The sequence below is a fragment of the Chitinimonas lacunae genome, assembly GCF_042650885.1.
Lineage (GTDB): Bacteria > Pseudomonadota > Gammaproteobacteria > Burkholderiales > Chitinimonadaceae > Chitinimonas_A > Chitinimonas_A lacunae.
This window is the reverse complement of the sequence record NZ_JBHSBU010000001.1, coordinates 1,987,105-2,007,779: the sequence shown is the minus strand read 5'-3', so window position 1 is coordinate 2,007,779 and position 20,675 is coordinate 1,987,105. Positions and strand designations below refer to the sequence as shown.

Genomic DNA, 20,675 nt, shown 5'->3' with positions numbered 1-20,675 from the left:
GGGATGGACAAGTCTTACTGACTAAATAATTCTGCAATACAGATGCAAGATAGATAGCTGCCAGGAAAAGATTTATAAAACTCCCGGCAGCTCTTTTTTGTTTAACGCGGTGCCATCCGCAGCGCGCCATCCAACCGGATGGTTTCGCCATTGAGCATCGGGTTTTCAATGATCGCCCGCACCAGATGGGCATATTCATCGGCTTCGCCCAGTCGCGACGGGAAGGGGACGCTGGCGCCCAAGTTGTCCTGCACTTCCTGCGGCAGGCTGGCCATCATCGGCGTCTTGAAGATGCCCGGGGCAATGGTGACGACGCGGATGCCAAAGCGGGCCAGTTCGCGTGCGATCGGCAGGGTCATCGACACCACGCCGCCTTTGGAGGCGGCATAGGCGGCCTGGCCGATCTGGCCGTCGTAGGCAGCGACGGACGCGGTGTTGATGATCACGCCGCGCTCGCCGCCTTCTTGTGGCGACTGCTTGCTCATGGCCTCGGATGCCAGCCGGATCAGGTTGAAGGTGCCGATCAGATTGATGTCGATGACCCGCTTGAAGGCATCGAAACCATGCGGGCCTTCCTTGCCGACCACTTTCTCGCCATGCACGACGCCGGCGCAGTTCACCAGCACATCGAGCCGGGCAAAGCGGTTCTGTGCCAGGGCAACGGCCGCGGCAACCTGGCCCGGGTCGGCGACATCGGTGGCGATGCTGACTGCCTGGGGACCCAATTCCTCAGCCAGTGCCGCCGCACCTTCGGCGTTGCGATCGGCGATGACCACGCGGCCGCCCTGGGCCACGGCCATCCGGGCCACCGCCGCGCCCAGACCCGAAGCGGCGCCGGTGACGAGAAATACCTGTTGGTCGAGTTTCATTGTTTTGTCTCCTTCTTGGGGATCAAGCAAAACGACGCCCGCCGGGTAGGGCGGGCGTCGTGGGGGCCGAGTGGCTTATTTCTTCTTCAGCACCAGATCGAGCAGCCGTTCGGCCAGCTCGGCGGGCGTGCTCTCGCCGCCCGGTTTGTACCACTGGATGGTCCAGTGCAAGCCGCCCAGCAACAGCTTTCTGAGCAGGCGGGTATCGTGGTGGACCAGCCCGGCTGCGGCGGCTTCGTCGAGCACGCGCTGCCATTCGCGCTCGTAGCCGTCGCGCAGCTTGATCAGTTCGGTACGGGCTTTGTCCGACAGGCTGGGCCACTCATACAGCAACACCGACAAGGCGCCCTTGTCGTCGCCAAGCAGGGTGTCGAGGTGGACCCGGAACAGGGTCTTGAGCTTGTCGAGCGGGGTTTTGGTGCCGATCAGCGCTTCTTCGAGACGCTCGCTCAGCTCGGCGACACCGGCTGCCATCACCGCCACCAGCATCTCTTCCTTGGTCCGGAAGTGGTAGAACAAGCTGCCCGACTGCATCCCGACCGCCTGGGCCAGGTCGCGTACCGTGGTGCGTTCATAGCCCTGCTCCTTGAACAGACGGCTGGCTGCTGCGATCAGTTCGGCCCGGCGGGTTTTCTCTTCTGAGGTGGTCATCGTGTGAAAGGCGTGGTTGGTCCGCGTAGCATCTGCCCATCCCGGCAGACATCGAGTCCGGATCGCATATCCGGCGTGGCCGCCATTTTAGGGCCTTCGCTCGGATTAGAGCAGACGTTCGCTACAAAATCTGCATATTAGCCGGAATTTGCTGCAAATAGTAGAAAATGCTTATATGTGATGGGCACAATTGCCTGCTAAAGCGATTGTCATAGTTTGCGTGATTATGCGTTTACAATGTAGGAAGACTATCGCTCCCTGCCAGGATCCGCATTATGCGCTTTATCGCCAGCCTGCTGTTTGCTTCGGCCGTGACGGCCTCAGCGGTTGAGATCGAATCTTTCTCACCGCAAGGAGGCGTTAGCCAGGTACGTCAGGTCAAGGCGCGCTTCAACGGGCCGGTGGTGCGTTTCGGCGACCCGCGCGGCCCGATGCCGTTCAGCGTGCAATGCAGCCAGGGTGAGGGCAGCGGCCGCTGGATCGACGAGCGGACCTGGGTCTACGACTTCAAGCAGGACCTTCCCGCCGGCAGTCATTGCAAATTCACCCCGACAGCGCTCAAGGCGCTCGACGGCAGCGAAGTCGGCAGCCGCAGCTATGCCTTCTCCACCGGCGGTCCCGAACCGATCCAGACCTGGCCGTCCTATGGCTGGATCAGCGAGGATCAGACCTTCCTGGTCAGTTTTGCCCTGCCCCCTACGGCCGAATCGCTGCAAAAGCACGCCCGTTGCGTGGTGGAAGGGATCGCCGAGCGCATCCCGGCGCTGCGACTGGCCCCGGCCGAGCGCGACCGGATCATCGCCGGCCTGTTCGAGCGCAACCGCAGTCAGATACCGAGCTATAGCGAAGCCTTCCGCTGCCAGCGGCCCTTGCCGGCAGGGGCACAGGTCCAACTGGTATTCGATAGCGGGCTTGCCGGGACCATCGGCACCCCGCTGCGCCAGCCGATGAGTTTCTCGTTTGAGGTGCAGCCGCCCTTCAAGGCGGAACTCCGCTGCGAGCGTCATAAGGATAAGACGCCGTGCGTGCCGGTCAGCGATCTCCATCTCGATTTCACCACCCCGATCAGCGCCGAGCTGGCGGCCAAGATCGCGCTGGTGAGCGCAGACGGCCGCCAGCGCTGGAAAGCCGAACCGGTGGCGAGCGAAGATGTCCTCGACCAGGAACTGGGCGGCCGGCAGCGTTTCAGTAGCCGGGTGCGTTTTCGCGCCCCATTCCCGGAAAGCGCCCAGCTGAAGCTGCAACTGCCGGCCGAGCTGCGCGACCAGTCGGGCCGTGCGCTGGCCAATGCGCGGGAATTCCCGCTTACCGTGCGCTTCGATCAATATCCGCCGCTTGCCAAATTCGCCGCCGACTTCGGCATCGTCGAGCGTGCTGTGGGCACGCTGCCCGTGACGCTGCGCAATGTCGGACAGCCTGAGGCCAAGACGGCCGTCAAGCCTGCTCCCGCAACGCTGGCCGACAAGGTGATCAGTGCCATGACCAACCAGCCGAGCGAGGAGCAGAAGCCTGCGCTCGGTCTGCCTTATCGCCGGCTGACACTGACCCGCGATGTCGATATCGTGCGTTGGTACCGCAAGCTGCAACGCGGGCATTCAGGCCAGGACGGGCGCGATACCCGCAGCTTCTCGTTTCTGAAAAAGGAAGCCGGGGTGCACCTGGGTAGACTGCCGGCGCCGGCGGATGACCGGGCCGCCGAAGTGATCGGCATTCCGCTGACCGGGCCGGGCCTGCATATCATCGAAGTGGAAAGCCAGCGGCTGGGCCGCAAGCTGCTTGAGCGCGACCCGACCATGTATGTGGCCTCGGCGGCGCTGCATACCAATCTGGCCGTGCATTTCCGCGCCGGTAACGACGAGTCGCTGGTCTGGGTGACGACGCTCGACCAGGGCTGGTTGGTCAACGATGCCGCGGTAGCGATCTACAACTGCAACGGCAAGCAGCTGGCCAGCGGCCGTACCAACAAGCAGGGGGTGTGGCTCTACCCGGGTAAATTGTCCCAGGCCCGCTACGACTGCCCGCAGTTCGTGCTGGCACGCAGCGGCGACGATATCGGCATGGTGTCGTCAGACTGGCACGACGGTATCGAGCCATGGCGCTTCAATATTCCGACCGAAGGCGCCGAGCCGCGCCGCGAAGTGGTGCGGGCGGTGCTCGACCGTGGGCTGTACCGGCGTGGCGAGACCATGTCGTTCAAACTGGTCGGTCGGCTCAACAGCAGCCAGGGTTTCGCGGCCTTGCCGGCAGCCGCGCAGCCCAACCGGGTGCGGCTGATCCACTATGGTTCATCCGACAGTTTCTTTGTCCCGATCACCTGGCAGCAAGGCAGTGCCATCGGCAGCTGGAAAGTACCGGCCGAAGCCAAGCTCGGCAACTACAGCGTGATCGCCGAGGTCAGCAGCGGCAAACTCGATGACGATGCCAAGGTAAGTCGCAGCTACGATGCGGGTTATTTCAGCGTGTCCGAATTCCGCGTGCCCTTGATGCGCGCCATGCTGCAACTGCCGCAAAAGCCGGTGGCGCCCGACAGGCTCAACGCCTCGGTGCAACTGCAATATCTGGCCGGCGGCCCGGCTGCCGGCGAACGGGTCAGGCTGCGTGGGTTGCTTAGCGACGCGGCGCTGCCACCGCTGCCCGAGTTCGAGGAATTCACCTTCGCCAACGGCGATGTGGCGCCCGAAGTCCGGGCCGGGGTGATGAGCCAGCCACAGGGGGACGAGGAATGGCGCCCCAACGACAATGACCGTCCGCTGGCCACCCGCGAGGCGGTGCTCGACAAGACCGGAGCGGCCTCGCTGGAATTGTCCGGCTGGACTGCCGTGGGCCGCGCCTCGCGTCTGACGGCCGAACTCGAATACAGCGACCCCAACGGCGAGATCCAGACCGCGGCCAGCAGCACCACGCTATGGCCGGCCGCTGTGCAGGCGGGGCTGCGTTTTGGCAATCCCCGGGCGGGTGAGCCGACCTTGCCGTTAACGCTGGGTGTGGCCGATCTGGAAGGCCGCCCGCTGGCCGGCCGCCCGCTCAAGGCCGAAGCCTGGCTGGGCGAGACGGTCAGCCATCGCCGCCGGCTGGTGGGCGGCTTCTACGCCTATCGCCATGAAACCCATTACAAGCCGCTTGGCGTGATCTGCGAAGGCCGCAGCAATGCGCGCGGCCGGATCGACTGCAACATCAAGCGACCGGGCCAGGGAGAGCTGCTGGTGCGGGTGGCCGCCCAGGACGACGCCGGTCGTATCAGCTACGCCAACAGCAGCAGCTATAGCGAAGGCGAGGGCGACAACTGGTGGGAAGCGGGCGACGGCGACCGGATCGACCTGCTGGCCGACAAGCGTCAGTACCAGCCGGGCGAGACGGCGGCGATCCAGATCCGTATGCCGTTCCGGCAGGGCACGGCCCTGGTGGCGGTGGAGCGCGAGAAGGTGCTCGACTGGTACACCATGACGCTCAACGGGACGGACCCGACGATCAAGCTGCCGATCAAGCCGCATTACGGCCCCAATGTCTTCGTTTCGGTGCTGGTGGTACGTGGCCGGGTGGCCGAGCCTGCGCCTACCGCCCTGATCGATCTGGGCAAGCCTGCCCATAAGCTCGGCATGCTCGAACTCAAGGTCGGCGACCAGGGCTATGCGCTCGACGTCAAGGTAGCGGCCGATCGGCCGGTCTATCAGGTGCGCGACAAGGCGCGGGTGCGCATCTCGGTCAAGACCCGTGACGGCCGCCCATTGCCTCCCGGAGCCGAGGTGGCGCTCGCCGCGGTCGATGAAGGGCTGCTGGCACTGCGGCCCAATGATTCGTGGCGACTGCTGCCGGCCATGCTGGGCGAGCGGCCCTATAGCTTTGAAGCGACCGCGACGGCCCAGGGTCAGGTGATCGGCCGGCGCCATTTCGGTCGTAAGGCGGTGGCCGCCGGCGGCGGTGGCGGCCGCACCAGCCTGCGCGAACTGTTCGATACCCTGTTGCTGTGGCAACCGCGCGTGGCGCTCGATGCGCGTGGCGAGGCAACGGTCGAGGTGCCGCTCAACGATTCGCTGACCAGTTTCCGGATCGCCGCAGTCGCCACGGCCGGCAACGATCGCTTTGGCAGCGGTGAAACCAATATCCGCGCCAGCAAGGATGTGATGCTGTTCTCGGGGCTGGCCAATACGGTGCGGGAAGAGGACCGGTTCGAGGCGGGCTTTACCGTCCGCAATACGCTGGAGCAGCCGGTGAAGCTCACGGTCAGCGCCCGCGCCGAAGGTCTGGCGCCGCTGCCGCCGCAGACCCTGACCCTGGCCGGTGGGGCAGCACGCGAGTTGAGCTGGCCCGTTGAAGTACCGGTCGGACTGCGGCAGTTGGCATGGACCGTCAGCGTGAACGGCGACGGTGGCCGTCAGTACGACCAATTGGCATTGCGTCAGGCGGTGATCGAGGCGGTACCGGTACGCACCCTGCAATCGACCCTGGTCCAGTTGACCCCCAACCATGGTCTGCCGCTCGAACGACCGCGCGATGCACTGCCGGGACGCGGCGGGGTACGGGTGGCGCTGGCGCCGAGTCTGGCGCTGGCGCTCGATGGGGTGGAGCGTTATTTCGAGCGCTATCCCTATTCCTGCCTCGAACAGCAGAGTTCGAGCGCCATCGGCCGCAACGACCGTCGCCAATGGACGGCGCTGATGTCGCGGCTGCCGCTGTATCTCGACGGCAGCGGGCTGGCCAAATTCTTCCCGCCGCTGTCGGAAGGCTCGCCTGGGCTCACGGCCCATCTGTTGGCCATCTCGGCAGATTCGGGCTTCGAGCTGCCCGAAGCTGCCCGGCTGAGGATGCAAAGCGGGCTGGAAGGCTATATCAACGGTCGGGTGATGGCACGCGATTCGACCCATCTGGCCGAGCGCAAACTCGAAGCGATTGCCGCCTTGGCCCGTTATGGCGCGGCGCGGCCGGCGATGCTGGAGGGGCTGGCGCTCGAACCCAATCGCTGGCCGGTAGGCACGCTGCTCGATTGGATCGAGTTGCTGGAGCGGATGAAGGATGTGCCACGCCGGGCCGAGCGGCTGGCCGAGGCGCGGCAGATTCTGCTGGCCCGGCTCGATCTGTCGGGCAGCAGCCTGGTGTTCTCGACCGAGCGCGACGACTACTGGTGGTGGCTGCTCGATTCGCCCGACAGCAACGCCGCCCGCCTGCTGCTGGGCAGCATCGGTCGTGGCACCGACCGCACCGAACTGGGCCGGTTGGCCCGAGGGCTGGTGCTGCGGCAGAAGCGGGGCCATTGGGATACCACGGTCGCCAACGCCTGGGGCGCGGTGGCGCTGCGCCGCTTTGCCGCCGAGGTCGAGTCCGGTCCGCCGGCCGGTGTCACCGTGGCTAGACTCGAAGGTGAGAAACGCTTCGAGTGGCAGAAGTCGCCCAAGGGAGGCGAGTTGCGCTTCGATTGGCCGGCCCAGCCGACCACGCTCAAGCTTGAACACCAGGGTGCCGGCCGGCCCTGGGCCTTGATCAGTGCCAACTCGGCCGTACCGCTGACCGCACCGCTGCGCGCCGGCTACAGCATCAGCAAGCGCTGGGAACCGGTCGAGACCCGCGGTCGCGGCTATGGCCGTGGCGATGTATGGCGGGTGCGGCTGGAAATCGATGCCCAGGCCGATATGGGCTGGGTGGTGGTCGACGATCCGATCCCGGCCGGCGCGACCTTGCTCGGGCGGGGCTTGAGCGGCGAATCGGCGCTGCTGGCGCGCAACGAGGCGAGCAGCGGAGCCTGGCCGAGTTTCGAAGAGCGCGGCGAGACGGCCTATCGTGCCTATTTCGCCTGGATGCGCAAGGGGCGGACCACGGTCGAATACACGGTGCGGCTCAATAACCGCGGTGAATTCCGTCTGCCGTCCACCCGGGTCGAAGCGATGTATGCACCTGAGCGGTTTGGCGAATTGCCCAATCCGCCGTTGCGAGTCGAATAATATGCCGTCGGGAGCGAGAAAAACCGTGCCGAAGCCGGATAAGGTGTGAAGAATGTGCGGGATTTTGCTTACAATTGGCTCAGCGCCTTCTCTCGGGGCCAGAGTGACATGACCTTTCGCCACCGACTCGCCTTGTCTCTGCTGCTCTGTCTGGTTCTGCCGGCCTGCGAGCGCCTGAATGAAATTACCAATCAGGCCAAACTCAACGGCCGCGCCATCGGAGCTGCCTGCCGGCATAGCGGCCGGGCCCTGGAAGACTGTTTCCAGCGCAATCCGCGCGTTCCCAAAGCCGATATCTATGCCGGCTGGCGGGAAATGAACGAGTATATGACGAGCAAAAAACTCGATGTGGTGCCGCCGCCACCCGATCAACCGCGTAAGGGCTCGGTCGAGCCGACCGTGCAGATCGGCGGCGAAACCGAAGGCGGTGCCCCGCCAGGCGGCACTCCAACGGGCGGTGCTGCCCCGGCTGGCACGCCGCCGGCCACCACCACGCCGAGACAACCTTCCTAAACCTGTTAAAAAATAATCCGTGGAGCGCAGGCATGATAGCGACGCTTAAACAGATCCCTTTGTTCGCCGGACTGACCGGCGAGGAGTTGGCCCATGTCGAGGCCTCTTCCACCACCAACTCCTATCCCAAGGGCACCGTCATCATCAATGAGGGCGATCCGGGCAGCTCGATGTATCTACTGGTGCAGGGCCGGGTCAAGGTGTTCGTCAGCGACAACCACGGCAAGGAATTCGTGCTGGCCATCCTCGGTCCCGGCGAATATGTCGGCGAGCTGGCCCTGCTCGACGACGAGCCGCGTACCGCTTCGGTCGAGACCGAAGAGAACTCGACCTTTATGGTGATCCAGAAGGAAGACTTCCTGGCGCTGCTGCACAACCACCCGTCGATCCAGTTCAAGCTCCTGCTGAGCCTGACCCATCGTTCGCGCCAATTGACCGAATCGATCAAGAATCTGGCGCTCAAGGATGTCTACAGCCGCGTGCGTCTGCTGTTCGAAGATCTGGCGGTCGAGAAGGACGGCCATCTGATGATCGACGAACCGATGACCCAGCAGGCCATCGCCGACCGCGTCGGTTCTTCGCGCGAGATGGTGGCGCGCATCATGAAGGAGCTGGTCTTCGGCGGTTATGTCCGGATCGAGAACGAGCGCTTGATCCTGCTGCAGAAGCTGCCGGAAGCCTTCTGAGCCCAGCGCGCGGACGGCGCCGGTCGCCGTCCCGGCCGTCGAGGTATCCCTGCCGACGCAGTTGGTCGGTTTTTTGCTTTTATTAAAATAATCTGCAAAAACTTTGCAAGATCTGTAGTCATCTTTATTCAAATAGTAAAGAAATATCCAGTTCTCTTGCGAAGTCGGCTCCAAGCGGGATTTTTGCGCTACGAAGCCCTAGCCGTGCCGTGGTAAAACTGACTGGCCATATGCTGGGAAAGCAGCGCGGCCGTTCAGTGTCGATTCAGTCGTTGCTGGGCAAACTGGCTGCTATCGAATCCATAAATGCCACTTCCTGGAGAAATGTGATGAAAACCGCTCTGTCTCTGACCCTGCTTGCTGCCACGCTGACTCAGGCAGCCTATGCCGAGAGTTTCACCGACTACGCCCGGGTGCGCAGCTCGACCCCCGAATACGAGCGCGTCAGTGTGCCGCGCAAGGAATGTACGGTGGAAACCGTCAATGAAACGGTCCGGCGCGGCGGCGATCGGGAAATCGGCGGCGCCATCGTCGGCGGTATCGCCGGCGCCATCATCGGCAACCAGGTCGGCAAGGGACATGGCCGTGAAGCCGCCACGGCGGCCGGCGCCGTGATCGGCGCCCTGGCCGGCGACCGGATCGACAATTCCGACCGGGTTGAAACCTACTCGACCGAGCCGCGTGAAGTGCGCCGTTGCCGCACCGTCGATGCCAGCGAAAGCCGGCTGATCGGCTACCGGGTGATCTATGAATACCGTGGTCAGCAATACAGCGCCTTTATGCCCAACGATCCGGGCCGTGAGCTGCGTCTGCGGGTCAATATCACCCCCGAATGATCGCGGCTGCCGCCGCCTGAGTTGCCGCTAGAATAACGGCCGTTTCCATTCAACCTGCCTGGAATGCCGCAATGAAACGCCTGTTCGCCTGTCTGATGACCCTCTCCCTGCTCGCCGCCGCCCCGGCGGTCTGGGCCAAGGCCAGCCGCGACGATGCCGCCGCCACCGCGCAACGGATCACCGGCGGCCGGGTCCTGTCGGTCGAGCAGGCCCGGCAGCAAAACCGTGAGGTCTGGCGCGTCAAGGTGGTGACGCCGGCCGGTGAGGTCCGGGTGGTATTGATCGATATCGAAACAGGCAATCCGGTGTGATATGCGGCTTTTGCTGATCGAAGACGAACACGCCCTGCGGCAGTCGCTCAAGTCGCGTCTCGAAGCCGACGGCTATCGGGTCGACGAGGCCGCCGACGGCGAAGATGGCCTGTTTCAGGCCAGCGAATACCCGGTCGATCTGGTGGTGGTCGACCTGGGCCTGCCCAAACTCAATGGCATCAGCGTGGTCGAGCGACTGCGCGCTGCCGGCAAGACCCTGCCCATCCTGATCCTGACCGCCCGGGGCAGCTGGCAGGACAAAGTAAAAGGACTCGAAGCCGGCGCCGACGACTATCTGGTCAAGCCATTCGAATACCCCGAACTGGCGGCCCGGCTCAAGGCGCTGCTGCGGCGCGCCCTGAAAGCCACTTCCGACAAACTCAGCTTCGGCCCGCTCGAAATCGATTTCGCCGCCCAGGCCGTCACACTGAACCAGGCCAGCGTCGAGCTGACCGCCTTTGAATATCGTCTGCTGGAAATGCTGGTCAAGCAGCGCGAACGGGTGGTCAGCAAGGCCGAACTCAACGACTATCTATATCCGCACGACGAAGACCGCGACAGCAACGTGGTCGAAGTGCTGATCGGCCGTTTGCGCCGCAAGCTCGACCCCAGCGGCGAACTCGGCCCGATCGAGACGCTGCGCGGCCGCGGCTACCGTTTCACGCTGACCGGCTGATGCGCAGACAACTGTCGATCCGCGCCCGCATCGTGGTCGGCGCCGGCGTGGTGCTGACCGTGTTCCTGCTTCTGGCCGGCTACGCGCTCGATCGCACCTTTACCGACAATATCCGCTCCGCCCATTACCAGCGTCTGCAAAGCCATGTCTATCTGCTGCTCGCCGCGGCCGAACTCGACGCCGGTGGCGGGCTGGCCATGCCGGCTGGCCTTGCCGAGCCGCGCTTCTCGCTGCCCGATTCGGGCCTGTACGCCAATATCGCCAATCCCGGTCTGAAGGAGGAGTGGCAGTCGCTGTCCACGCTGGGGCTCGACGTGCCTTTCCTGCGCCAGCTCGAAGCCGGTGAGTGGCGCTTTACCGAACTCCATGTCGGCGGCCGCACCTATCTGGCCGCTGCCTATGGCGTCAAATGGGCCACCGGGCCGCGCGCCATGCCGCTGACTTTTGCCGTGAGCGAGGACGAGCGGGAGTTCCGCCGCGAGATCGGTCAGTTCCAGCGCAATCTGTGGGTCTGGCTCGGCGGCGCTGCCGTGGTGCTGCTGCTGGCCCAGACAGCGCTGTTGGGCTGGGGCCTGACGCCGCTTGGCCGGGTCGCGCGTGAGCTGCGGCGGATCGAAGCCGGCGAGCAGGCACGGGTCCAGGGCGTCTACCCGGTCGAGATCGCTGCCTTGACCGACAATCTCAACGGCCTGATCGAACACGAAAGAGCGCGGCAGATGCGCTATAAGGACGCGCTGGGCGATCTGGCCCATAGCCTCAAGACCCCGCTCGCCGTGCTGCGCAGTGCCCTGGCCGAGCCGGCGACCCTGGCGCAGACCGTGACCGAGCAGGTCGGCCGGATGGACCATATCGTCCAGTATCAACTGGCCCGCGCGGCGGCCAGCGGCAGCGCCCAGCTGGCGCCGCCGCTGGCGGTGGTGCCGGTGGCGCGGCGGATTCTCGATTCGCTGGCCAAGGTCTACCGCGAACGTGAACTCGCATTCGAGCTGGCGGCCGATCCTCACTGCGTCGGCCGGGTCGATGAGGGCGATCTGTTCGAGATTCTCGGCAATCTGCTCGATAACGCCGCCAAATGGGCTGGCAGTCGGGTGCGCCTGAGCCTGAGCAATGAAGGCCGGGCGCTGCGGATCGTGATCGAGGACGACGGCCCGGGCATCGCCGACCCGTCCGCCGTGTTGCAGCGCGGCATGCGCGCCGATGAGCGAGTGCCGGGCCAGGGCATAGGACTTGCTGTGGTAGCCGATATTGTCGCAGCCTATGGCGGTGATCTCGATATCGGCCGCAGCGAACAATTGGGCGGTGCGGCGATACGGTTGAGACTGGCAAAATAAAATAAATATGCAATCTGTCTGCTAGCAAGGTTTTGCTATATAAGGATTTATGAAAATTTTATGATTTTCTGGCTTGAGTGCTGCATCCGATAGGGCAGGCAATGGTGTGCAGGGAAGGGGATGCAGGATGGCCTGGAAACGGCTATGAATGGGATGGAATGGATCGACGCCGCGTTTATAGGAAGCGATACGGGTCGATCTGCCATTTTTCGGGATTTTCGTGGCGCAGAATGCTGTCAGCGCCACCGTGGCCGACACTGCGGGCCAGGTCGATATCCTGGGGCGTGATATAGCGCATCTGGCGGGTATCGTAGATCGCCCGCACCTTGGGGCAGATCAGGTTGGAATGATTGTGCTCCACCACCACGGCGAGCCTTTGGCTGTCGAGCAGCACCAGACTGCCTACCGGATAGATGCCGACGCAGCGCATAAAGGCCTTGACCAGGGTGGCGTCGAAATGCTGCGGACTGGCTTCGAACAGATAGCGCAGCACCTCGGTCGGCGCCTGCGGCCGATGGTAGTGGCGCTCCGAGGTCATGGCGTCGTAGACGTCGACGATGGCTGCCATCCGGGTCGGCGTATCGATGGCCTCGCCGGACAAGCGATCGGGATAGCCCGAGCCATCACAGCGTTCGTGATGGTGCAGGGTGATGCGTAGCGGGATCGGTCCGACATCGGGACTGCGTTGCAGCAAGGCATGCCCATCGTTGGGATGGCGCTGCACGATGGCGAATTCCTCGACGCTCAGCGGACCGGGTTTATTGAGGATCTCGTCGGGAATCAGCGCCTTGCCGGTATCGTGCAGCAGCCCGCCCAGGCCGAGCTGACGCACCGTGGCCTCGTCAAAGCCAAGCGACTGGCCAAAGGCGATCAGCAGCACGCCGACGCTGAGCGAATGCAGGAAAGTGTATTCATCGCGGCGTTTGACCTGGAGCAGGCTGATCAAGGCGCCAGGATGGCGCAGTAGTGAAGCGGTCAGTTCATCGACCAATTGTTCGAGCGGTTCGAGCTGGATCACCCGGCCGAGCCGGGCGTCTTGCATAATCTGGCGCGTCACCCGGCTGGCCTGCTGCTTCAGGGCGCGGGCGCGGCCGATCTCCTCGCTCAGGCTGACTTGCGCCGGCAGTGGAGAGGTGGCGCTGGCCAGGCTGATCAACTGGGAGTGGGCCACCGCGTCGAGTTCGACGCGCGGCGGCGCAGCAGTGAGGTCAAGCCCGCGCTCGGTGTCGATATCGACGCTGCGGATACCGCACTGCATGATGGTTTGCAGATCGCGTTCCGAATGCAGAAGAAAGCTCTTCAGCATAAAGGGATGAGCCAGCCAGTCGATGCCGAGATCGTGGATATACATGCCCACTTTCAGCTCGCTGACCGGGATATGCTTGATCACGACCGTTTCGACTCCGCTTGGCTCGACTGTTGCAATACGCCATATCTATAGTTGCCGTCCCGTGTTGGACGGCCGTGCGGCGATTATCCATCGTTCATATATCGCGGGCGCCTAGGCCGATTCCTAGGCCGCCGCGAAGCCTGCGCGTACAGGAAGGGGGGACTTCCGTGACTGGAACAGCCGAACAACGTTGTCGGGTGGTGGTGGCCGACGATCATCTATTGGTCCGGATGGGTATCCGGGCGGTGCTGGAACATCTGGGCGGCTACGAAGTGGTCGGCGAGGCCAGCGATGGCGTCGAGACCATGACCAGCCTCGCGGCGCTGCGGCCCGAGGTGGTGCTGGTCGATATTGCCATGCCCGAACTGTCGGGAATCGAGGTGGTGCGGCTGGCCCGCACCGCCTATCCCGATCTCAAGCTGTTATGCCTGTCGGCGCTGCGCACGCCCGAGGCGGTGATCGAAGCGCTGGCCGCCGGCGCCAACGGCTATCTGCTCAAGGATTTCGTGCTCGACGAACTGGCCGTGGCGCTGGGGGCGGTACGTAACGGCGAGCGTTTCCTGAGTCCCAGTCTGCCGCCCGAGGTGCATCGCCTGATCGCCAGCGGCCGCCAGGGCGATATCGCCGCCTTGACGGCCCGGCAGATCGAAGTGCTCAAGCGGGTGGCCGAAGGCAAGACCACCAAGCAGATCGCGCGTGAACTCGATATCAGTCCCAAGACGGTGGAATTCCATCGCGCCAAGCTGGCCGAGCGGCTCGGCCTGCATGATGTGGCCAGTCTGACCCTCTATGCCGCCCGCGCCGGCCTGACCGGACTGGTGCGCGATGAAGGGACCGTACGCGGTGGCTAGGTTTCCACCTAGGTGACAGCATCCCGACCTTGCCGCATTGTCGAGGCTGGTTTCGCCGCATGGCGGCATGGCCCAGCGACGGAGGCGAACGGGCCGGCCGGTTATTCTAGTGAGGGATCGAACGATGCAGTCGGGGCGGACGGGCGAAGCAATGGCAGGGCAGTTGCGTCTTGCCTGGAAGGTGCCAGCTACCCGGCGCCTGACTTTGCTTTATGTCTGCCTGTCGGTGGTGGCGGCCGCGCTGACCGCTTATGCCGCCTATGCGCTGCGCAGCCAGATTCTGCATCAGACCGAGCGCGAGCTGGGCAATCTCAGCTATGTCCTGACCGGTCAGACCCGCAATACGGTGCAAAGCGTCGATCTGCTGCTGCAAGCCACCATCGAGCGCCTCAGCGAAGATCAGCAGTTACGGCGTGAATGGACCAGTCCTGCTCTCTATGATCACTTCCGCCAACGTATCGTCGGCGTTCCCCAGGTCCGCGAGCTATTGCTGGCTGACCGCAACGGCCGGGTAATCGGCCACTCTCTGACCGCCACGCCACAGAACAGTATCGGCGACCGGCCTTTCTTCCAGATCCATGTGGCCGACCGCTCGGCCGATATGCGGGTGGGCGAGCCGGTGCGCGGTCGCACCGACGGCAAATGGGGGGTGGCGCTCAGTCGCCGGGTCGAGACACCCGATGGCCAGTTCAATGGCGTGCTGGTGGCAGTCTTCGACCCGATCTATCTGCTTGATCTCTACCGTTCGATCGAACTGGGCCACGGCTCGGCCGTCAGCCTGATGCGGGCCGATGGCATCCTGCTTACCCGCTGGCCGATCGATGAGAGCTGGATCGGCCATTCCTTCGGCAATTCGCCGGTATTTCGCGAACTGTTGTCACGCCAGAACGCCGGGGTGATCACCGGCAAGAGCTCGATCGACGGCGAGCGTCGCATCACCTACAGCCAGCGGCTCGACCGCTATCCCTTTGTGGTCAATGTCTCGATCAACGAAGCGGTGGCACTGGCGGAATGGCATCGTCAGATGTGGATGGTGATCGTCGGGGTGGGCTTTACCCTGCTGGCACTGGGGCTGTTGACCGTGGCGCTGATCCGGCAGGAACTGCGGCGGGCCGAGGTGGAGCAGGCGGTGCTGGCCAATGAGGCACGGCTGCGCGCCATCGACGAGGCTTCGCCGCTGGGCATCTTCCTGGCTGATGCCCAGGGCGACTGTATCCATGTCAATTCGAGTTATCTGCAGATGGCGGCCGTGCCGATGGACAAGCTGCTGGGCAAAGGCTGGCTCGAGCGGATCGACCCCGAAGACCGCGCTACCGTGGCGCGCGAATGGTATGCCGCGGCCGAGCGCCATCAGAACTTCAGTCTGGAATTCCGTTACCGCCGCCCCGACGGCCAGTCGTTGTGGGTCAACTGCAAGGCGGCGGTGATCGTGCAGCGCGGTCAGGTGGCCGGCTTTGTCGGCACGGTCGAGGACATCACCGAGCGGCGTGCTGCCGAAGCCAAGCAGCGCGAGACCTTTGCCCTGCAGCGCGCCGTGCTCGATGGCACCCACTACGCCATCATTTCCACCGATACCGACGGGGTGATCCGCAGCTTCAATCGCGGCGCCGAAAAGATGCTGGGCTACCACGCCGAGGAAGTGGTGGGTCGGGTGACACCGCTGCTGATCCACGATCTACAGGAAATCGCCAGCCAGGCCGAACAGCTGTCGGCCGAGCTGGGCTGCACCATCAAGCCGAGTTTCGATGTGTTTGCCTGGCGCACCCGCGACGGGGCGGTGGACGAGCGCGAATGGACCTATGTCTGCCGCGATGGCCGCCGGCTGCCGGTGATGGTGTCGACTTCGGCGCTGCGTGACGAAAAAGGCACGATCCAGGGCTATCTGAGCGTGGCGCACGATCTGTCCGAGCGGCACAAGGTCGAGCTGCTCAAGCGCGAATTCGTCTCCATCGTCAGCCACGAACTGCGTACGCCGCTGACCTCGATCCGCGGCTCCCTCGGGCTCGTCAACGGCGGAGTGGTCGGTCAACTGCCCGACCGTGCCCAGGAACTGATCGATATCGCCTACAAGAACAGCGAACGGCTGGTACGGCTGATCAACGATATTCTCGATATCGAAAAGATCGAGTCGGGCAAGCTGCGGCTCGATATGCATACCACCGAGGTGATGCCCTTGGTGGAGCAGGCGCTACAGGCCAATCTGGGCTATGCCAACCAGTTTGGCGTGACGCTGAGCCTGATCGCTGCCGTGCCGGGCCTTCAATGCGAGGTCGATATCGACCGCTTTGGTCAGATCATGGCCAATCTGCTGTCCAATGCCATCAAGTTCTCGCCGCGCGGCGGCAATGTCGAAGTGGCGGCGCTGGTGCATCAGGACCGCTTGCGGGTCGAGGTGCGCGACCATGGCCAGGGGATGCCCAAGGATTTCCGCGATACGGTATTCGAAAAATTCAGCCAGGCCGACGCCACCGACGCCCGCCGCCGCCATGGCACCGGGCTCGGGCTCGCGATCACCAAATCATTGGTCGAGAGCATGCGCGGCAGTATCGGCTTTGATAGCGATGAAGGGGCCGGCACCACGTTCTGGTTCGAACTGCCGGCGCTGCTCGAGACCTTCAAGCCCTCGACCCTGTCGATCGACGCTGAAGCGCCGCGGGTGCTGGTCTGTAGCGCCGACCCCGATATCGCCAATCTGCTGGTCTATATGCTCGGTCACGGCGGCTATGCCGCCGAGATCGCCTACGCCGTCGACGAGGCGGCCAGACGCTGGGCCAGCGGCCGCTTCGGGGTGGTGGTGTTCGATACCATCCTGGCGGCCAACGATGTCGGTCTCGTGCGGCATGTGTTTTCTTCGGAAGGTGAAGCGATTCCCATCGTCTATATCGGGGTGATGAGCCGCTGCACCTTCCCCGAAGGCGAGCGCGGCAACCCTGATGAATGGCTCGACAAGCCGATCGACGAAAAACGGCTGCTTGCCACGGTGCGCGAGCATATGCCCAAACCGGCCGGCCGGCCGCGCGTGCTCCATGTCGAGGACGACGCCGATCTGAGCGCCGTGGTGGCGGCCCTGGTGGCCGAGGTGGCCGATGTCGAGCGGGCTGGTTCGCTCAAGGAGGCACGCCAGCGGCTCAATGCCCGCCATTACGATCTGGTGGTGCTGGACCCGGGCCTGCCCGATGGCGATGGCTACGATCTGCTGCCACTGCTGCGCGGCCGGCCGGTCAAGATTCCGGTGGTGGTCTACTCGGCCAACGACCCCGACGGCGAGCCACCGGTCGGGGTGACGGCCACTCTGACCAAGACCGGCAGCAGCAATGACGCCTTATTGCGGGCGATCCGCACCTATACCGAGCGTTCGGCCTGAACCGTTGGTGTGGTTCAATAATTTTCCTGCTGATCAACCGTCAGACTTCTCTATGGGGAAAAGAAAAAAGTCAAACGCAATGCCAAATCCCACAATTTACATAAAAAATAAGGAATGATCTTTACACGAAAACGCGTACAGATTCATGCCATCATAAAAAGGATAATAAATGTGAACTCAGGGCAGAAAACCCAAGGAGGTAGTTATGCCGGCCCCGCTTACCCGCATTCTCTATGTCGAGGACGAGCCCGATATCCAGGCAGTTGCCAAGCTGGCACTCGAGGCCGTGGGCGGCTATACCGTGCACGCCTGTAGTTCCGGTCGCGATGCCTTGCAGGCAATGGAGGAATTCCGTCCGCAGCTTGCCCTGCTCGATGTGATGATGCCGGGCATGGATGGCCCGGCCAAGCTGGAGCAACTGCGCCTGCTGCCGCATGGGATGCGGCTGCCGGTGGTGTTCATGACGGCCAAGGTCCAGCCCGAGGAAGTGCTGGCGCTGAAGAAACTCGGGGCGCTGGCGGTGATTCCCAAGCCTTTCGATCCGCTGCAACTCGCGGCCCAGGTCAACGCGATCTGGGAACGCGACCAGATGGGCCAGTCATGAGCCGGGAAGCGCTGGAACAGCGCCTGAACGAGCTGGCGGCGCAGTTCGTCAACGAACTGCCGCTGCGGCTCGAGGCGCTCGACAGCGCGCTCGAGAGCTGGCTGCTCGACGGCGACGAGCTGCAACGTCGCCGCGCCGTCGAGGTGGCCCACTCGCTGGCAGGCTCGGGCACGCTGTTCGGGCTCGAAGAAATCACCCGCCATGCCCGCGCCATCGAAGAAGCGTTGGGCCAACCCGGTCCGGAACTGTTGCCGCACCGAGTGGGCCTTCATCTCACCGCTGCCCGGGCGCGCGTCTGCCCGCCCGTGGTGCGGTTTCAGTCCAACATCACGCAATCGACGAAATAGCCCTGCACCCCGTTGACCTCGTCCTTGACCAGACCGTGGATATCGGTCTCGAAGCCCGGGAAATGCTCGTTGAAGCGACGGGCGAACTTGAGGTAGTCGACGATGGTCTTGTTGAAGCGCTCGCCTGGGATCAGCAGCGGAATACCGGGCGGATAAGGGGTGAGCAGAATGGCGGTGACGCGGCCTTCCAGCTCGTCGAGCGGCACCCGTTCGATTTCGCGGTGAGCCATCATGGCAAAGGCCGTGGCCGGTTTGAGCGCCGGTTGCATATCGGACAGATACATCTCGGTGGTCAGCCGCGCCACATCGTTCTGCCGGTACACATCATGGATCTGCTGGCATAGCTCGCGCAGGCCGATGCGCTCGTAGCGCGGGTTCTTGGCCACGAACTCGGGCAGGGCGCGCCACAGCGGCTGGTTCTTGTCGTAGTCGTCCTTGAACTGCTGCAAGGCGGCCAGCAGCGTGTTCCAGCGGCCCTTGGTGATGCCGATGGTGAACATGATAAAGAACGAGTAGAGCCCGGTCTTTTCCACGATCACGCCATGTTCGGCCAGGTATTTGGTGACGATCGCGGCCGGAATGCCCGAGTCGGCGAACTCGCCGTCCACATCGAGCCCCGGGGTGATCACGGTAGCCTTGATCGGGTCGAGCAGGTTAAAGCCGTCGGCCAGATCGCCAAAGCCGTGCCAGCGCTCGCCGGCGCGCAGCATCCAGTCACCCCGCTCGGCCATGCCTTCCTCGGCCAGATAATCGGGCCCCCAAACCTTGAACCACCACGAATCGCCGTATTCCTCATCAACCTTGCGCATGGCGCGGCGGAAGTCGAGTGCCTCGAGGATCGACTCTTCGACCAGCGCGGTGCCGCCGGGCGGCTCCATCATCGCCGCCGCCACATCGCAGGACGCGATGATCGAGTACTGCGGGCTGGTCGAGGTATGCATCAGATAGGCTTCGTTGAAGCGGTGGCGGTCGAGTTTGCGGGTTTCCGAATCCTGCACCAGGATTTGCGACGCCTGGCTCAAGCCGGCCAGCAGCTTGTGGGTCGATTGGGTCGAGAACACCAGTGCATCGCTCGAACGCGGCCGGTCGCGGCCGATGGCGTGCATTTCGCGGTAGAAGTCGTGGAAGGCCGCATGCGGCAGCCAGGCTTCGTCGAAATGCAGGGTATCGATGGTTTCGCCAAGCGTGGCCTTGATCATCTCGACGTTGTAGAGCACGCCGTCGTAGGTCGATTGAGTGATGGTCAGGATGCGCGGTTTGACATGGGGGCGCTGGGCCTGCGCTTCGCGGGCAAACGGGTTGGCTTCGATCTTCTTCTGGATATTCTCGGGGCTGAATTCGCTCAGCGGGATCGGCCCGATAATGCCGTAGTGGTTGCGCGTCGGCATCAGGAAGACCGGGATTGCGCCGCACATCATGATCGAATGCAGAATGGACTTATGGCAGTTGCGGTCGACCACCACGATATCGCCCGGCGCCACGGTGGCGTGCCAGACCATCTTGTTCGAGGTCGAGGTGCCGTTGGTGACGAAGAACAGATGGTCGGCATGGAAGATCCGGGCGGCGTTGCGTTCGCTCGCGGCCACCGGGCCCGTATGGTCGAGCAGCTGACCCAGTTCATCGACCGAGTTGCATACATCGGCGCGCAGCATGTTTTCGCCGAAGAACTGGTGGAACATCTGGCCCACCGGGCTCTTCAGAAACGCTACCCCGCCCGAGTGGCCGGGGCAGTGCCAGCTGTAGGAGCCGTCCTGGGCATAGTTGAGCAGGGCGCGGAAGAACGGCGGGGCGAGCGAATCGAGGTAGGCACGGGCCTCGCGCACGATGGCGCGGGCGACGAATTCCGGCGTGTCCTCGAACATATGGATAAAGCCGTGCAGCTCGCGCAGCACATCATTGGGCAGATGGCGGCTGGTCCGGGTCTCGCCGTAGAGGAAGATCGGAATATCGGCGTTCTTGAAACGGATTTCGTCGACAAAGGCGCGCAGACGGCGGATTACTTCATCGCCCATCGCCTCGTCGTCGAACTCTTCATCGTCGATCGACAGGATAAACGAAGAGGCACGGCTCTGTTGCTGGGCAAAACCGGTCAGGTCGCCATAGCTGGTGACGCCCAGCACTTCCATGCCTTCTTGTTCGATGGCCGAGGCCAGTGCGCGGATGCCGAGACCGCTGGAGTTTTCGGCGCGGTAATCTTCGTCGATGATCACGACGGGGAAACGGAATTTCATCGTTATCTCCTGCATGGCGCCGGATAGGCACCTTGTTGTCGCTTGGCCGCCGCGCGGCGCCAAAAAGAAAAGGGCTGCGCGC

General features: G+C 63.6%; 15 protein-coding genes. 11 read left to right on the top strand and 4 right to left on the bottom strand.

Translation table 11 applies throughout. The features are described 5' to 3' along the window. Positions 1-101 precede the first annotated feature (101 nt). The gene (locus tag ACFOW7_RS08175) at positions 102-869 is read right to left on the bottom strand and encodes an SDR family NAD(P)-dependent oxidoreductase (protein ID WP_378162978.1); all 768 of its coding nucleotides are present in this window, start codon (positions 867-869) and stop codon (positions 102-104) included. A gap of 75 nt (positions 870-944) precedes the next feature. After that, positions 945-1,520 (bottom strand): TetR/AcrR family transcriptional regulator, encoded by a 576-nt coding sequence (locus ACFOW7_RS08170; protein WP_378162976.1) that lies wholly within the window; start codon positions 1,518-1,520, stop codon positions 945-947. A gap of 275 nt (positions 1,521-1,795) precedes the next feature. Between ACFOW7_RS08170 and ACFOW7_RS08165 the strand changes: the two genes are divergently transcribed. The 7 genes from ACFOW7_RS08165 (at position 1,796) to ACFOW7_RS08135 (ending at position 11,806) form a co-directional block, all read left to right on the top strand. Then, entirely contained in the window at positions 1,796-7,453 is a 5,658-nt protein-coding gene (locus tag ACFOW7_RS08165; RefSeq protein WP_378162974.1) for an alpha-2-macroglobulin family protein, read from the top strand. Between the two features lie 108 nt (positions 7,454-7,561). Next, positions 7,562-7,966: a hypothetical protein gene (locus ACFOW7_RS08160; RefSeq protein WP_378162972.1), complete on the top strand. Its 405-nt coding sequence runs from the start codon at positions 7,562-7,564 to the stop codon at positions 7,964-7,966. Between the two features lie 32 nt (positions 7,967-7,998). Continuing rightward, a complete protein-coding gene (locus ACFOW7_RS08155) occupies positions 7,999-8,652 on the top strand; it encodes a Crp/Fnr family transcriptional regulator (RefSeq protein ID WP_378162970.1) in 654 nt (217 codons plus the stop codon). Positions 8,653-8,981: 329 nt separating this feature from the next. Further along, the gene (locus ACFOW7_RS08150) at positions 8,982-9,488 is read left to right on the top strand and encodes a glycine zipper 2TM domain-containing protein (RefSeq protein ID WP_378162968.1); all 507 of its coding nucleotides are present in this window, start codon (positions 8,982-8,984) and stop codon (positions 9,486-9,488) included. A gap of 71 nt (positions 9,489-9,559) precedes the next feature. Beyond that, positions 9,560-9,799 carry a PepSY domain-containing protein gene (locus tag ACFOW7_RS08145; protein ID WP_378162966.1) on the top strand — a complete coding sequence of 80 codons (240 nt, stop codon included), beginning with the start codon at positions 9,560-9,562 and terminating at the stop codon, positions 9,797-9,799. A 1-nt stretch (position 9,800) separates the two neighbouring features. Next, on the top strand, positions 9,801-10,475 hold the full coding sequence (locus ACFOW7_RS08140) for a response regulator transcription factor (protein WP_378162964.1): 675 nt from the start codon (positions 9,801-9,803) through the stop codon (positions 10,473-10,475). Continuing rightward, complete coding sequence (locus ACFOW7_RS08135) at positions 10,475-11,806, top strand: ATP-binding protein (protein ID WP_378162962.1); 1,332 nt, start codon at positions 10,475-10,477, stop codon at positions 11,804-11,806. Before ACFOW7_RS08140 ends, ACFOW7_RS08135 begins: the two co-directional genes overlap by 1 nt. A gap of 175 nt (positions 11,807-11,981) precedes the next feature. Here the strand turns inward: ACFOW7_RS08135 and ACFOW7_RS08130 are convergent, their stop codons facing one another. Then, the gene (locus tag ACFOW7_RS08130) at positions 11,982-13,196 is read right to left on the bottom strand and encodes an HD-GYP domain-containing protein (RefSeq protein WP_378162960.1); all 1,215 of its coding nucleotides are present in this window, start codon (positions 13,194-13,196) and stop codon (positions 11,982-11,984) included. A gap of 167 nt (positions 13,197-13,363) precedes the next feature. On the opposite strand from ACFOW7_RS08130, the gene ACFOW7_RS08125 reads away from it, so the two are divergent. From ACFOW7_RS08125 to ACFOW7_RS08110, 4 genes are all read left to right on the top strand, one after another. Then, positions 13,364-14,047: a response regulator gene (locus tag ACFOW7_RS08125; RefSeq protein WP_378162958.1), complete on the top strand. Its 684-nt coding sequence runs from the start codon at positions 13,364-13,366 to the stop codon at positions 14,045-14,047. A gap of 151 nt (positions 14,048-14,198) precedes the next feature. Then, complete coding sequence (locus ACFOW7_RS08120) at positions 14,199-17,411, top strand: PAS domain S-box protein (protein ID WP_378162956.1); 3,213 nt, start codon at positions 14,199-14,201, stop codon at positions 17,409-17,411. 205 nt (positions 17,412-17,616) lie between these two features. Then, complete coding sequence (locus tag ACFOW7_RS08115) at positions 17,617-18,015, top strand: response regulator (protein ID WP_378162954.1); 399 nt, start codon at positions 17,617-17,619, stop codon at positions 18,013-18,015. Next, the gene (locus tag ACFOW7_RS08110; RefSeq protein WP_378162952.1) at positions 18,012-18,362 is read left to right on the top strand and encodes an Hpt domain-containing protein; all 351 of its coding nucleotides are present in this window, start codon (positions 18,012-18,014) and stop codon (positions 18,360-18,362) included. Before ACFOW7_RS08115 ends, ACFOW7_RS08110 begins: the two co-directional genes overlap by 4 nt. On the opposite strand, the gene ACFOW7_RS08105 is transcribed toward ACFOW7_RS08110, so the two are convergent. Next, entirely contained in the window at positions 18,332-20,593 is a 2,262-nt protein-coding gene (locus ACFOW7_RS08105; RefSeq protein WP_378162950.1) for an Orn/Lys/Arg family decarboxylase, read from the bottom strand. The two genes, ACFOW7_RS08110 and ACFOW7_RS08105, sit on opposite strands and share 31 nt — an antisense overlap. Between the last annotated feature and the right edge of the window lie 82 nt (positions 20,594-20,675).

Coding starts and splice junctions, on each gene's coding strand:
- ACFOW7_RS08135 (WP_378162962.1), top strand. CDS start 10,475: ATGCGCAGACAACTGTCGATCCGCGCCCGCATCGTGGTCGGCGCCGGC.
- ACFOW7_RS08140 (WP_378162964.1), top strand. CDS start 9,801: ATGCGGCTTTTGCTGATCGAAGACGAACACGCCCTGCGGCAGTCGCTC.
- ACFOW7_RS08175 (WP_378162978.1), bottom strand. CDS start 869: ATGAAACTCGACCAACAGGTATTTCTCGTCACCGGCGCCGCTTCGGGT.
- ACFOW7_RS08155 (WP_378162970.1), top strand. CDS start 7,999: ATGATAGCGACGCTTAAACAGATCCCTTTGTTCGCCGGACTGACCGGC.
- ACFOW7_RS08105 (WP_378162950.1), bottom strand. CDS start 20,593: ATGAAATTCCGTTTCCCCGTCGTGATCATCGACGAAGATTACCGCGCC.
- ACFOW7_RS08110 (WP_378162952.1), top strand. CDS start 18,012: ATGAGCCGGGAAGCGCTGGAACAGCGCCTGAACGAGCTGGCGGCGCAG.
- ACFOW7_RS08115 (WP_378162954.1), top strand. CDS start 17,617: ATGCCGGCCCCGCTTACCCGCATTCTCTATGTCGAGGACGAGCCCGAT.
- ACFOW7_RS08150 (WP_378162968.1), top strand. CDS start 8,982: ATGAAAACCGCTCTGTCTCTGACCCTGCTTGCTGCCACGCTGACTCAG.
- ACFOW7_RS08160 (WP_378162972.1), top strand. CDS start 7,562: ATGACCTTTCGCCACCGACTCGCCTTGTCTCTGCTGCTCTGTCTGGTT.
- ACFOW7_RS08145 (WP_378162966.1), top strand. CDS start 9,560: ATGAAACGCCTGTTCGCCTGTCTGATGACCCTCTCCCTGCTCGCCGCC.
- ACFOW7_RS08170 (WP_378162976.1), bottom strand. CDS start 1,520: ATGACCACCTCAGAAGAGAAAACCCGCCGGGCCGAACTGATCGCAGCA.
- ACFOW7_RS08165 (WP_378162974.1), top strand. CDS start 1,796: ATGCGCTTTATCGCCAGCCTGCTGTTTGCTTCGGCCGTGACGGCCTCA.
- ACFOW7_RS08120 (WP_378162956.1), top strand. CDS start 14,199: ATGGCAGGGCAGTTGCGTCTTGCCTGGAAGGTGCCAGCTACCCGGCGC.